We start from the raw sequence: 13,038 nt of genomic DNA, 5'->3' as shown, positions 1-13,038 counted from the left end.
TATATGCATTTTCTTTTATTATACGATAAACCGATAGAAAAGAGGCAGAATAAAATAGGAGGAGACCTATTGGATGGCCTCCTCCTTTAATTATATAATTAATTTATTTCACAGTTTCAAGAAAATCGGTTACTTGATCTGGAGTTTTGGCGTTTGCACTATGTAAGTGTGCCTTTTTCTCTCCGTTTTGGAAAATGAGCAAACTAGGAATTCCCATTACTTCGTACTTCTCTGCAATCTCGGGCAATACATCACGGTCCACGTCATACCATGTATACGTATCATATTCCTTCACGATCGGATCGATGAACATATCCATGCGCGTGCAGTCCGGACACCATCCAGCTTGGAATTTGATAAGGGATTTGTTGTCGCTGTTAATGACTCTGTTGAATTCTTCTACTGTAGTAATTGATTTCATATTAACCACACTCCTTTAGTATGTAGTGTACCTTCTTTTCATGAATGAACATAGAAAAATGCCCATAACAAAAAATAGGGAAAAAATACATTTCAATATTGCGAAAAAGAAGAGAATGATTTAGACTGATAGATATAGAGACTGTTTCTATTTTTTTTGCTCATAAAATGAATGAGTGTTCATTCAAAAGAAAAAGGGAGGCTTCGCAACGTGGCATATCAAATCAAGAAAGCGGCAGTATTAGGTTCAGGTGTAATGGGATCTGGCATTGCAGCCCATCTCGCCAACATCGGCATTCCTGTCCTTCTGCTGGACATCGTTCCAAACAAGCTGACAGAACAGGAAGAAGCAAAGGGCCTTACATTGGAAAACCCACAAGTCCGCAATAAATTTGCGGCGACTGCTTTGGAGAAACTTTTGAAGCAGAAGCCGGCACCATTGGCTGCCAAACAAAACCTATCACTAATTGAAGTCGGCAATTTCGAGGATGACTTGGAAAAATTGAAAGACGTTGACTGGATTATCGAAGTCGTCGTTGAAAATTTGGACATTAAAAAGAGTTTGTATGAAAAAATAGATGCAGTACGGAAACCGGGGACAATTATCAGCTCCAACACTTCAGGCATCAGCATTGAAGCGATGGCAGAAGGACGTTCAGAAGACTTCCAAAAGCATTTCCTCGGAACTCACTTCTTTAATCCGCCGCGCTATTTGAAGCTGCTTGAAGTGATTCCGACGAAAAAGACGGATCCTGAAGTTCTCGCATTTTTATTGAAGTTTGGAGAGGATCGTTTAGGAAAAGGTGTCGTCATCGCCAAAGACACACCAAATTTCATTGCGAACCGAATTGGAACGTATGGCCTTCTCGTAACACTTCGCGAAATGGAGAAGAGAGGCTATTCAATCGGCGAAGTCGACTCGGTGACAGGAACATTGATCGGCCGGCCGAAATCCGCTACTTTCCGCACATTAGATGTAGTCGGATTGGATACATTCATGCATGTTGCTAAAAATGCGTATGACAAGACGGAAGGCGAAGAGCAGAAAGTGTTTGAGCTTCCGCCGTTCATGAAGAAAATGATTGATAATGGCTGGCTCGGAGCGAAATCGAAGCAAGGATTTTACTTGAAGGAAGGCAAAGAGATTCTTGAATTGGATCCAAAGACATTTGAATACGGACCGATGAAAAAAATGAAAACGCCTTCAATGGAAATGGCTAAGCAACAAAAAGGCCTTTCGAACAAAGTGAAGACGCTCGTATACGCTAATGATCGGACAGGAGAAATCCTTTGGAGCATCCTTTCGCCGACGCTTCGCTATTCAGCTGAATTGACGGGTGAAATCGCGGACGATATCGTTGCAATCGACAATGCGATGAAATGGGGCTTCGGATGGCAGCAGGGACCATTCGAAGTTTGGGATGCAATCGGAGTTGCCAAATCAGTTGAGAAGATGAAAGAGGAAGGTGCCAAAATTCCTCCATTTGTAGAAAAAATGCTCGAAAACGGTGTTGAATCTTTCTACAAAGAAGAGGAAGGCGACCTATACTTCTATGACGGAGAAGGATATAAGCCGGTGCCAGTCAATGAAAAAGCGATCGACTTGAAACGGTATAAGAAAAAGCATGGTGTCATCAAAAAGAACTCAGGCGCCAGTCTAATTGATCTTGGTGACGGTATTGCTCTTTTGGAGTTTCATTCACAAGCAAATGCAATCGGCCCTGATATTATTCAAATGATTAATTTTGCAATTGACGAAGTGGAGAAAAACTATAAAGGCCTCGTAATCGGAAACCAAGGAAAGAACTTCTGTGTAGGTGCGAACCTTGGCATGATTCTTATGGAAGCACAAGACGATAACATCTTTGAGCTTGATTTTATTATCCGTTCATTCCAAGCTGCAATGATGAAAATAAAGTACAGCCGAAAGCCGGTCGTCGCGGCGCCATTCCAAATGACGCTTGGCGGGGGAGCGGAGGTAAGCTTGCCGGCAGCGCATATTCAAGCCTCAATGGAAACGTATATCGGCTTGGTCGAAGTCGGTGTCGGTTTGATTCCTGGTGGCGGCGGCAACGTCAATCTATACACGAAGCATTTGAAAGGTTTGCCGCACGGTGTGCAAGTTGATTACCAATACGTCGCAAATAAAGTGTTTGAAACGATTGCGATGGCGAAAGTGTCAACTTCAGCCGAAGAGGCACGGGAAAATAACTTCCTAAACTTTGCAGACGGTATAAGCGTCAATCCTGATCACTTGATTTACGACGCGAAGCAGGCCGCGCTTGCACTGCATGAAGCGGGCTACACACCGCCGAAGAAAGAGAAAATCCCAGTAACCGGAGATTCCGGGTATGCAACGATGCTTCTTGGGGCTGAAGGTATGTACCTGTCAGGATATATTAGTGAGCACGATTTGAAAATAGCGAAAAAGCTTGCATTTGTTTTATCCGGCGGAAAAGTGCCGTATGGAACACTTGTCGATGAACAATACATGTTGGACCTTGAAAGGGAAGCGTTCCTGAGCCTAGTCCAAGAACCGAAATCCCAACAACGTATGCAGCATATGCTCCTTAAAGGGAAGCCGCTGCGCAACTGATCTGCACATATAGCAAAAGGAGGAAGTCAAATGCGTGAAGCAGTAATTGTAGCAGGTGCCAGGACACCGGTCGGGAAAGCGGGCCGTGGCTCTCTAGCAACTGTTCGCCCGGATGATTTAGGTGCTTTAACAATTAAAGAAACATTAAAACGTGCAAATGGATACGACGGTCCGATCGATGACTTAATCATTGGATGTGCAATGCCGGAAGCGGAGCAAGGAATGAACGTCGCTCGCAATATCGGGGCGCTTGCAGGATTACCTGATACAACGCCTGCCATTACGGTTAACCGGTTCTGTTCTTCGGGTCTCCAATCAATCGCATATGCTGCTGAGCGGATCATGCTTGGTCATTCCGAGGCGATCATCGCTGGCGGCGTCGAATCGATGAGTATGGTACCCATGATGGGGAATACGATCCGACCGAACTTCAAGCTTGCTGAAACAGCTCCCCAATATTATATGGGAATGGGCCATACAGCCGAACAAGTGGCAGTAAAATATGGCGTCAGTCGAGAAGACCAAGATGCATTTGCAGTTCGTTCCCATGAAAAAGCGGCTGCAGCAATCGCTGAAGGGAAATTCGTAGATGAAATCGTCCCAGTAGAAGTTGTGAAACGATTCGTCGATGAAAAAGGAAAATATCAAGAGAAAACAGTCCTGTTTGAAATGGACGAAGGCGTGCGAACGGGCACATCGATGGAAGTGTTGGCGAAATTACGCCCAGCTTTCTCAGTGAAAGGTTCTGTCACCGCAGGAAATGCATCGCAAACGTCTGACGGAGCTGCATCTGTGCTAGTCATGGACCGTGAAATCGCTGAAGGGAAAGGCTTGAAGCCAATCGCGAAATTCCGTTCGTTTGCTGTAGGAGGCGTGCCCCCTGAAGTGATGGGTATCGGACCGATTGAAGCTGTTCCGAAAGCGCTGAAGCTTGCGGGACTTTCCATTGAGGATATCGATCTATGGGAATTGAATGAAGCATTCGCATCTCAGTCATTGCAAGTCATCCGCCACTTAGGCTTGGATATGGATAAAGTGAACGTCAACGGCGGCGCAATTGCTTTAGGCCATCCACTTGGCGCAACTGGCTCTGTTTTGACTTTGAAGCTAATGAATGAATTGAAACGCCAAGGCAAACAATTCGGCGTCGTCACAATGTGCATCGGCGGCGGAATGGGCGCAGCCGGAGTGTTTGAGCTGCTTTAATTTGATGAAAAATAAGGGAGGAATAATAAAATGACTGAAACAACAACAAAGGATTTCATTCGTGGAGGAGCATTCCTTATCGAAGAAATCGACGCATCACGCGTGTTTACACCTGAGGATTTTTCAGATGAACAAAAAATGATCGCAAAAACAACAGAAGACTACGTCAAAAACGAAGTACTACCTGTCGTTGAAAAATTAGAAAACCATGAATTTGAGCATTCTGTCAGACTACTCAAATCCGCAGGAGACCTTGGTCTTCTTGGAGCAGACGTACCAGAAGAATATGACGGCTTAGGCCTTGACAAGATTTCATCCGCTTTGATATCCGAAAAGATGTCTGTAGCAGGCGGCTTCTCCATCACCCACGGAGCGCATGTAGGAATCGGTACATTGCCTATCGTCCTCTTCGGTAACGAAGAACAAAAGAAAAAATACTTGCCGAATTCAGTGACGGGTGACAAAATCTCAGCTTATGCGTTGACTGAGCCAGGTTCCGGTTCAGATGCACTTGGGGCCAAAACAACTGCGAGATTGAACGAAGCAGGCACGCACTATGTTTTGAACGGTGAAAAACAATGGATTACAAACGCTGGATTTGCGGATGTATTCGTTGTTTATGCAAAAGTAGACGGCGATAAATTCTCGGCATTCATCGTCGAAAGGGAATTCCCTGGCGTGTCTGTCGGAGCAGAAGAAAAGAAGATGGGAATCAAGTCGTCTTCCACACGCACGCTTATCCTTGAAGATGCACAAGTGCCGGTTGAAAACCTTCTTGGTGAAGTAGGTAGAGGACATATTATCGCATTCAACATTTTGAATATCGGCCGCTACAAACTAGGAGTAGGCACAGTTGGAGGTTCTAAACGGGCTTTTGAATTGGCGGTTACGTATGCAAATCAGCGTCAACAATTCAAGACACCGATTTCGTCATTCAATCTAACAAAAGAGAAGCTTGCGACAATGGCTTCAAAGATCTATGCAGCAGAAAGCTTAATTTACCGCACAGTCGGTTATTTTGAAGAACGCAACAGCCAAATGACGCCAGAACAGCAAAAAGACGGAAAAGCGGTTGCAGCTTCCATTGCTGAATACGCAATCGAATGCTCCATCAACAAAGTTGTCGGTTCCGAAGTACTTGACTATGTTGTCGATGAAGCTGTTCAATTGCACGGCGGATATGGCTTCATGCAAGAATACGAAGTGGAGCGAGCTTACCGTGATTCCCGCATTAACCGTATCTTTGAAGGAACAAACGAAATCAACCGCATGATCGTTCCAGGCACTTTTTTGAAAAAAGCGATGAAAGGCGAACTGCCATTGCTTGAACAGGCGCAAAGCTTGCAGGAAGAACTGCTCATGATGATGCCTGAAGAAATTGGCGACGAAGCACTTGCTCAAGAAAAGGTGCTTGTGAAAAACGCGAAGAAAATCGGTTTGCTTGCAGCAGGTATGGCTGCTCAACGTTTCGGTACGAAACTGGAATCAGAGCAGGAAGTTCTTGTGAATATCGCTGATATTGCAAACAACATCTTCGCTATGGAATCTGCGTTACTCCGGACAGAAAAAGCGATTGCGAAAAACGGGGAAGAGAAGGAGAAACAAAAAATCCTTTACACAGAAATCTTCTGCCAAGAAGCGTTCGAAGCAATTGAAAAGGATGCGAAGGAGACCCTTCTTGCATCCGTTGAAGGCGATAACCAACGGATGATGCTTTCTGCACTCCGCAAGTTGACACGTTCGAATCCGTATAATATTATCGCGAAAAAACGTGAAGCATCCGTCAAATTGATCGATGCTGAAAAATACATCGTTTGATCGTACACCGCCCAGGTTATTTTATACCTGGGCGGTTTCTCTGTTATACTTGAGAAAAATGGAGGTGTTGCGAAATGGCTATGACTTATTACGGATATCCGAAATGCGGGACTTGCAGGAAAGCGAAAAAATGGTTGGAAAACGCCGGGCTTGAATTCGAGGACATCAACATCGCTGAAAACCCGCCGACAAAAGAGCAACTGAAGGAAATGATCGCGAATTCAGGTCTTGATATTAAGAAGTTCTTCAACGTGAGCGGAATGAAATACCGTGATTTGAACTTGAAGGACAAGCTCCCAGAAATGACGGATGATGAAAAAATGAGCTTGCTCGCTACAGATGGCATGCTCATGAAAAGACCGATTGTAACAGACGGCTCAAAAGTGACTGTCGGCTTTAAGGAAGATGAGTACCAAGAAGTATGGGGAGCATAATATACCTTCTTGTCTTTAGCTTCGGAATATGTCAAAATTGAATGTGAATCAATAAATGTTTACTTATGGAGGGTTATGGGATGAGCACACCTAAAGACTTGCGTTATTCAGAAGAACACGAGTGGGTAAAAGATGAAAGCGGAAAGTATCGTATCGGTATTACACATTTTGCACAATCCGAACTTGGCGATATCGTATTCGTTGAATTGCCACAAGTTGGAGATGAGTTGAAAGCGGACGAGCCGTTCGGTAGTGTTGAATCGGTGAAAACAGTATCCGAACTATACGCTCCTATCAGCGGTAAAGTAGTTGAAGTAAACGAAGAATTGGAAGACAGCCCTGAATTGGTGAATGAATCTCCATATGAAGGTGCTTGGATGGTTGTTGTAGAAGCTTCGGATGAATCTGAGCTTGATGCACTTATGTCAGCTGAAGACTACGAAAAAATGACTGTCGGCGAGTAATCGTAAAAGTAGCGCCTGGATCTATGACTCCGGCGCTTTTTTCAATGGAAACCAAACAATTAATTCTGTGCATATGGGTATCCTTTAAGGAGGCGGGCAGATGGACAGTCAAAAAGTCTTGATCGTTGAAGGTGGATCGGACCGGAAAAGATTGCAAAAGGTGCTTGCAGAACCGGTTGAAATCATTTGCACGAACGGGACAGTCAGTCCGTATCGGATCGAAGAGATGCTAACGCCTTATGAAGAGTTTGAAATGTTTGTTTTTCTAGACGCTGATGAGTCAGGGGATAAGATCCGAGCTTTATTCAAAAGGTATTTTCCTGAAGCGATACACCTTTATACGGAACGGACTTACCGCGAAGTTGAAACGACTCCATACCGTGTGCTTGCAGCCGTCCTACTAGCCGCGAATTTTGAAGTGCATTCCGAATTCTTACTTTGAAGGTGATAAATAGTGGCCAATATTGAAAACTGGACACGTGAACAATGGGAAAAGAGCAAAGTCGATTTTCCAAAATCGATTTTTTATTTATATACACCAATGTGCGGAACATGTGCAATTGCTTCCAAGATGATTGAAGTCATTGCCGCCATGAAACCTGACTTGCCCATTGGGAAAGCGGACATGAATTATGTAGAAAAACTCGCTGTCGATTATGAAATTGAAAGTGTCCCTTGTTTACTAATTCAGAAGGATGGACAATTAGTACATAAAATCTATGCGTTCCATTCCATTCCGCATCTTCTCGAAAAGATAGGTTGACATTCTGCCGACAGACATGATATAAGTATATCTATTAACTTTAACTGAATATGTCGCTCTTATAAAGAGAGGTGGAGGGAAGTGCCCTATGAAGCCCGGCAACCGTCACGAAAGTGAAATGGTGCCAAGTCACACAAAGCGTTTGCTTTGAGAGATGAGAGATCGGATGGACGTTTATTTATAAAACGTTGTAGCCTTTCTGCTTGTCTGCAGAAAGGTTTTTATTTTGGACAAGATAGTAGTAGAGGTGATAATGATGATTCAATTAAAAGACGTTAAGAAAAGTTTTGGTGCAACGAACGATCAAATCTTGGCGGTAGATGACGTCTCCTTGACGATTGATGAGGGAGAGATCTTCGGCATCATCGGTTATAGTGGTGCTGGGAAAAGTACATTGATCCGCTTATTGAATGGTCTTGAGACACCAACAACGGGAACAATCAAAATTGGAAATCGTGAAATATCGGCATTCACAGGTAAAGAGCTTCGGGAAGCAAGACAAAAAATCAGCATGATCTTTCAACATTTCAACTTGCTCTGGTCCCGGACTGTTAAACAGAATATAGCTTTTCCGCTTGAAATCGCCGGAGTGAAGAAAGCGGATCGGGAACGAAAAGTGGCAGAACTGATCGAGCTTGTCGGTCTGAGCGGCAGAGAAAATGCTTATCCATCGGAACTGTCCGGCGGTCAAAAGCAACGTGTCGGTATCGCAAGGGCGTTGGCGAACGATCCAGAAGTGCTGCTTTGTGATGAAGCGACTTCTGCGTTAGACCCGGAAACGACAGATGCTATCCTTGATCTTCTAACAAGTATTAATGAACGGCTTGGGCTAACAATTGTTTTGATCACACATGAAATGCATGTCATCCGGAAAATCTGTCATCGCGTGGCGGTCATGGAAGCAGGAAAAGTGGTGGAAATCGGTCCCGTACTTGAAGTATTCCAATCACCGCAAGCACCGATTACAAAGCGCTTTGTTTCCCAAGTGACGGAACCTGCGGGAACTGAACAGGTTCTTGCGCATATACCAGGAGGAACGCTCATCAAACTCGCATTTGTCGGAGAGAAGACTGAGCATCCTGTGTTGGCAAGTTTGATTCGAAAATACGACATTGATGTAAATATCGTCCAAGGGAACATATCCCATACAAAAGGCGGCGCTTATGGCTCGCTTATATTACAGCTTCTTGGCAATGAAGATGATGTTGATCAGGCGATTGCCTATCTCCATGAGCTAGGTGTACAGACAGAGGTGATCGGCAATGATTGAAGAGTTATTTCCAAATGTAGATTGGGAAAAAATGTGGGAAGCAACTCTTGAAACGTTATATATGACTGGGCTTTCTACTTTATATACATTTGTTTTCGGACTAGCACTTGGCGTTCTTCTATTCTTATCAAGTCCGGGGCAATTATGGAAAAATAGATTGGTGTATGGCGTGACGGGAGCATTTGTTAATATTTTTCGTTCTATTCCATTTATCATTTTGATTATTTTGCTTATCCCGTTTACGACATTGTTGGTCGGATCAATACGCGGTCCAGAAGCTGCAATACCTGCGCTTGTCATCGGGGCTGCACCATTTTATGCGCGAATGGTCATGATCGGATTGCGTGAAATTGATAAAGGTGTAGTCGAGGCAGCAAGATCGATGGGTGCAAAAACAAGTACGATCATCTTTAAAGTGTTGCTGCCCGAATCAATGCCCGCTCTTATTTCGGGAATTACGGTAACGGCGATTGCGCTTGTCGGATATACAGCAATGGCTGGAGTCATAGGAGCAGGCGGACTCGGGAACCTCGCGTATTATGAAGGATTCCAGCGAAGCCGCTCTGACGTGATGGTTGTTGCAACTATTATTATTCTGATTATTGTATTTGCGATTCAAATTATCGGCGATTTTGCAGTGAGGAAATTGGACAAACGATAATTTACAGGAAGTACCTGTTAATTATATAAACCAACTAAGAATGGAGAGAACATGATGAAAAAGATTTTAACCGCATTATTATTAACGGTTCTTGTGCTCGCATTAGCAGCATGCGGAACGAAAGATAAAGAAGAAGGCGCAAACAGCAACAGTGCAGGTGGGAAGGAAGAGAAGACTAAAATCGTCGTCGGCGCTTCCAACACGCCGCATGCCGTCATTTTGGAAAAAGTGAAGCCGTTGTTGAAGGAAAAAGGCTTTGACTTGGAAATCGAAACATACCAAGATTATATTTTGCCGAATAAAGACTTGGAATCAGGACTATTGGATGCGAACTATTTCCAAACGATCCCTTACTTGGAAAGTCAAATTGCTGATTTCGGCTATGACTTTGTCAACGCGGGAGGAATCCACATCGAACCAATGGGTGTTTATTCAAAAAAATATAAATCGTTAAATGAATTGCCTGAAGGTGCGACGATCCTTATGAGCAACTCGGTTTCGGATCATGGCCGTGTGCTTGAAATGCTTGAAAAAGAAGGATTGATCACACTTGCTGAGGGTGTTGATAAAGTTAAAGCTGAACTTGGCGATATCGTGGACAACCCTAAAAATCTGAAGTTTGAACCCGATTATGAAGCAGCTTTAATGCCGACACTTTATAAAAATGGTGAAGGCGACGCACTTCTCATCAATTCCAACTATGCCATCGATGCAGGTATAAATCCACTTGAGGATTCAATTGCGCTTGAAGAGACTGATTCACCATATGTCAACGTTATCACAGTTCGTTCAGGTGATGAAAACAGCGCCGCAATCAAAGCACTCGTAGAAGTGTTGCAAACCGAGGAAATCCAGGAGTTCATGTTGAAAGAGTGGGGCGGCTCAGTCGTGCCAGTAAAATAATTGAAAAACCGTCTGCTTCCGTCAATCGGATGTAGACGGTTTTTTCATTTAAAAGTACAAAACTCAAAATAACTGTTCCCATTTTTTCTTTACTATGATAAAGTGGTGTTGTTGTTTTCATAAACATTTGTACACCTGAGGAGGACATCTTATGAAATGGAAGATTGGCCTTATATGGCGAATCATTATCGCTATAGGGCTTGCGGTGGGGCTAGGACTGTTGCTCCCCAAAATACATGAAGGATTCGCAGGTTGGTTCACGAGCTTATTTGCAACGTTCAATATGATTTTCGGCGGTTTCTTGAACTTTGTCGTACCGTTCATCATAATTGCATTCATTGCACCGGGAATTGCGAAACTAGGCGCTGGATCCGGAAAGCTTTTAGGGATAGCAACTGTACTTGCATATGCCTCTACAATAGTAGCTGGGGTATTGGCATACTTCGCAGCAATGTCGATTTTACCGAGCTTTATAGGAGGCATCGGTGCTGAATCTGTTGCTAATTCAGGAAAATCACCTGCTGAATCATTTTTTGAGCTGGAAATGACACCGATAATGGGAGTCATGTCTGCATTGCTGCTCGCATTTATATTTGGAATTGGAATGGCGTCCATTAATAGCAAAACAATGCTTTCTTTCTTTGAAGAGATGAATGTTCTTATTGAAAAAGTTATCTCATTTATTATCATTCCGTTATTGCCATTCCATATTTTTGGTATTTTTCTTAACATGACTTATAGCGGGCAAGTTGCGAAAGTACTATCAGTCTTCTCACTCGTCTTCGTCATGGTCATTGCCTTGCATTTGCTCATGCTCGTAATTCAATACACAGTCGCGGGAACTCTTTCAAAGAAGAATCCGTTCTTCCTGATGAAAACTATGGCACCTGCATATATGACAGCAATCGGAACACAATCATCCGCAGCAACCATTCCAGTCACATTGAGACAGGCGAAGAAGACAGGTGCTTCAGAAAAAGTAACGGACTTTACGATTCCGTTGTTTGCTACGATCCATTTGTCCGGAAGTACAATCACCTTAGTATCCTGTTCAATCGGAGTATTGCTCATGAACGATATGTCGTTCAGCTTTTCAAGCTATCTGCCATTCATCCTTATGCTCGGCGTAACGATGATCGCTGCTCCTGGAGTTCCAGGCGGAGCCGTAATGGCGGCAGTAGGACTTCTTAGCACAATGCTAGGGTTCGATGAATCAATGGTTGCACTCATGATCGCGCTGTACATGGCACAAGACAGCTTCGGCACAGCCACCAATGTAACAGGCGACGGAGCCTTGGCCATGATCGTAGACCGCCTAACGCCAAAAGTAAAAGGCGTAGATGTAAAGTAAAGTTTCATTTTAAAAGTAGAAGAGGGAAGTTATCATTTCCGCTTCTGCTTTTTTATTTTTATTTTAAATATCAAAACTTTGTTTAGGATTGAAGCGTACCAGCGTCCGACCTACTGGTAATCCGTTTACTAACATACTAAAGAAAGAAAACTATATTCGTTGATTCTCAATAAGCGCCGGATAATTGAAAATGGGTTACCTTGCAAATTATATGATAAAACGTTGAATTAATCGTATTTCCCCCACAAAACGATAATAATTCTTAATGATTTGCAACAATGTGCTGAATGCGCTAAAATTAGAATGATACTAAATAGAGAATGGATTATCCCGTTCATCTTTATCATATTGGAGGTATTGGAATGGCAACTTTGGAAATTAAAGACCTTCACGTCGAAATTGAAGGTAAGGAAATATTGAAAGGCGTCAACCTAACAATTAATACAGGTGAGATCCATGCGATCATGGGACCTAACGGAACCGGTAAATCGACACTTGCATCCGCAATCATGGGCCACCCTAAATACGAAGTCACTTCAGGAACTGTCACGCTGGATGGCGAAGACGTACTTGAAATGGAAGTGGATGAGCGTGCGAAAGCGGGACTTTTCCTTGCTATGCAATACCCAAGTGAAATTACAGGAGTTACGAACGCGGACTTCATGCGCTCAGCAGTCAATGCACGCCGTGAAGAAGGCGATGAAATATCCCTCATGAAATTCATTCGTGAATTGGACAGCAAAATGGAAGTCCTTGAAATGGATCAAGATATGGCAACACGATATCTAAACGAAGGATTCTCGGGCGGAGAGAAAAAACGTAATGAAATCCTCCAATTGATGATGCTGAAACCGAAATTTGCAGTGCTTGATGAAATTGACTCAGGACTTGACATTGACGCATTGAAAATTGTTTCGAAAGGTATCAATGAGATGCGTGGAGAAGGTTTCGGATGCTTGATCATCACTCACTACCAACGCCTCCTCAACTACATTACGCCTGATTTTGTCCATGTTATGATGCAAGGCAGAGTCGTTAAGTCCGGCGGAGCAGAACTTGCGAAACAGCTTGAAGAGAGCGGTTATGATTGGATTAAAGAAGAATTAGGAATCGAAGACGAAACAGTTGGACAAGAAGCATAAGAAAGGGGAC

13 protein-coding genes and 1 riboswitch are annotated in these 13,038 nt (G+C 43.5%); of the genes, 12 read left to right on the top strand and 1 reads right to left on the bottom strand.

Annotated features, from left to right (window positions below; translation table 11 throughout):
* Positions 1-103: 103 nt before the first annotated feature.
* Positions 104-421 carry a thioredoxin family protein gene (locus ACTHPA_RS10485; protein WP_440500184.1) on the bottom strand — a complete coding sequence of 106 codons (318 nt, stop codon included), beginning with the start codon at positions 419-421 and terminating at the stop codon, positions 104-106.
* Between the two features lie 210 nt (positions 422-631).
* Here ACTHPA_RS10485 and ACTHPA_RS10480 point away from each other — a divergent pair, with 210 nt between their 5' ends.
* The 12 genes from ACTHPA_RS10480 (at position 632) to sufC (ending at position 13,028) form a co-directional block, all read left to right on the top strand.
* On the top strand, positions 632-3,016 hold the full coding sequence (locus ACTHPA_RS10480; protein WP_440500183.1) for a 3-hydroxyacyl-CoA dehydrogenase NAD-binding domain-containing protein: 2,385 nt from the start codon (positions 632-634) through the stop codon (positions 3,014-3,016).
* Between the two features lie 30 nt (positions 3,017-3,046).
* On the top strand, positions 3,047-4,222 hold the full coding sequence (locus ACTHPA_RS10475; RefSeq protein ID WP_440500182.1) for an acetyl-CoA C-acetyltransferase: 1,176 nt from the start codon (positions 3,047-3,049) through the stop codon (positions 4,220-4,222).
* A gap of 30 nt (positions 4,223-4,252) precedes the next feature.
* Positions 4,253-6,040, top strand: coding sequence for an acyl-CoA dehydrogenase family protein (locus ACTHPA_RS10470; RefSeq protein ID WP_440500181.1), 1,788 nt, complete (start codon positions 4,253-4,255; stop codon positions 6,038-6,040).
* A gap of 74 nt (positions 6,041-6,114) precedes the next feature.
* Positions 6,115-6,474: an arsenate reductase family protein gene (locus tag ACTHPA_RS10465; RefSeq protein WP_440500179.1), complete on the top strand. Its 360-nt coding sequence runs from the start codon at positions 6,115-6,117 to the stop codon at positions 6,472-6,474.
* An 80-nt stretch (positions 6,475-6,554) separates the two neighbouring features.
* A complete protein-coding gene (gcvH, locus tag ACTHPA_RS10460) occupies positions 6,555-6,938 on the top strand; it encodes a glycine cleavage system protein GcvH (RefSeq protein ID WP_440500178.1) in 384 nt (127 codons plus the stop codon).
* 100 nt (positions 6,939-7,038) lie between these two features.
* The gene (locus ACTHPA_RS10455; protein WP_440500176.1) at positions 7,039-7,380 is read left to right on the top strand and encodes a toprim domain-containing protein; all 342 of its coding nucleotides are present in this window, start codon (positions 7,039-7,041) and stop codon (positions 7,378-7,380) included.
* Positions 7,381-7,392: 12 nt separating this feature from the next.
* Positions 7,393-7,701 carry a thioredoxin family protein gene (locus tag ACTHPA_RS10450; protein ID WP_440500175.1) on the top strand — a complete coding sequence of 103 codons (309 nt, stop codon included), beginning with the start codon at positions 7,393-7,395 and terminating at the stop codon, positions 7,699-7,701.
* Between the two features lie 56 nt (positions 7,702-7,757).
* A riboswitch (SAM riboswitch) is annotated at positions 7,758-7,862 on the top strand.
* A 95-nt stretch (positions 7,863-7,957) separates the two neighbouring features.
* Complete coding sequence (locus tag ACTHPA_RS10445) at positions 7,958-8,971, top strand: methionine ABC transporter ATP-binding protein (protein WP_440500174.1); 1,014 nt, start codon at positions 7,958-7,960, stop codon at positions 8,969-8,971.
* Positions 8,964-9,632, top strand: coding sequence for a methionine ABC transporter permease (locus ACTHPA_RS10440; protein ID WP_440500172.1), 669 nt, complete (start codon positions 8,964-8,966; stop codon positions 9,630-9,632). The genes ACTHPA_RS10445 and ACTHPA_RS10440 overlap by 8 nt, the downstream gene beginning before the upstream one ends.
* Before the next feature lie 54 nt (positions 9,633-9,686).
* A complete protein-coding gene (locus ACTHPA_RS10435; protein ID WP_440500171.1) occupies positions 9,687-10,535 on the top strand; it encodes a MetQ/NlpA family ABC transporter substrate-binding protein in 849 nt (282 codons plus the stop codon).
* Between the two features lie 151 nt (positions 10,536-10,686).
* Positions 10,687-11,886, top strand: a complete 1,200-nt coding sequence (locus ACTHPA_RS10430; RefSeq protein ID WP_440500170.1) for a dicarboxylate/amino acid:cation symporter — start codon at positions 10,687-10,689, stop codon at positions 11,884-11,886.
* 362 nt (positions 11,887-12,248) lie between these two features.
* Positions 12,249-13,028 carry a Fe-S cluster assembly ATPase SufC gene (gene sufC / locus ACTHPA_RS10425; protein ID WP_440500169.1) on the top strand — a complete coding sequence of 260 codons (780 nt, stop codon included), beginning with the start codon at positions 12,249-12,251 and terminating at the stop codon, positions 13,026-13,028.
* The last annotated feature ends 10 nt before the right edge of the window (positions 13,029-13,038 follow it).

Source organism: Sporosarcina sp. SAFN-015 (assembly GCF_051966875.1).
Classification (GTDB): domain Bacteria; phylum Bacillota; class Bacilli; order Bacillales_A; family Planococcaceae; genus Sporosarcina.
Note: the sequence above shows the minus strand (reverse complement) of the source record. Positions and strands in the feature narration are given on the sequence as shown.

Coding starts and splice junctions, on each gene's coding strand:
- sufC (WP_440500169.1), top strand. CDS start 12,249: ATGGCAACTTTGGAAATTAAAGACCTTCACGTCGAAATTGAAGGTAAG.
- ACTHPA_RS10465 (WP_440500179.1), top strand. CDS start 6,115: ATGGCTATGACTTATTACGGATATCCGAAATGCGGGACTTGCAGGAAA.
- ACTHPA_RS10445 (WP_440500174.1), top strand. CDS start 7,958: ATGATTCAATTAAAAGACGTTAAGAAAAGTTTTGGTGCAACGAACGAT.
- ACTHPA_RS10475 (WP_440500182.1), top strand. CDS start 3,047: ATGCGTGAAGCAGTAATTGTAGCAGGTGCCAGGACACCGGTCGGGAAA.
- ACTHPA_RS10435 (WP_440500171.1), top strand. CDS start 9,687: ATGAAAAAGATTTTAACCGCATTATTATTAACGGTTCTTGTGCTCGCA.
- ACTHPA_RS10470 (WP_440500181.1), top strand. CDS start 4,253: ATGACTGAAACAACAACAAAGGATTTCATTCGTGGAGGAGCATTCCTT.
- gcvH (WP_440500178.1), top strand. CDS start 6,555: ATGAGCACACCTAAAGACTTGCGTTATTCAGAAGAACACGAGTGGGTA.
- ACTHPA_RS10430 (WP_440500170.1), top strand. CDS start 10,687: ATGAAATGGAAGATTGGCCTTATATGGCGAATCATTATCGCTATAGGG.
- ACTHPA_RS10440 (WP_440500172.1), top strand. CDS start 8,964: ATGATTGAAGAGTTATTTCCAAATGTAGATTGGGAAAAAATGTGGGAA.
- ACTHPA_RS10455 (WP_440500176.1), top strand. CDS start 7,039: ATGGACAGTCAAAAAGTCTTGATCGTTGAAGGTGGATCGGACCGGAAA.
- ACTHPA_RS10485 (WP_440500184.1), bottom strand. CDS start 421: ATGAAATCAATTACTACAGTAGAAGAATTCAACAGAGTCATTAACAGC.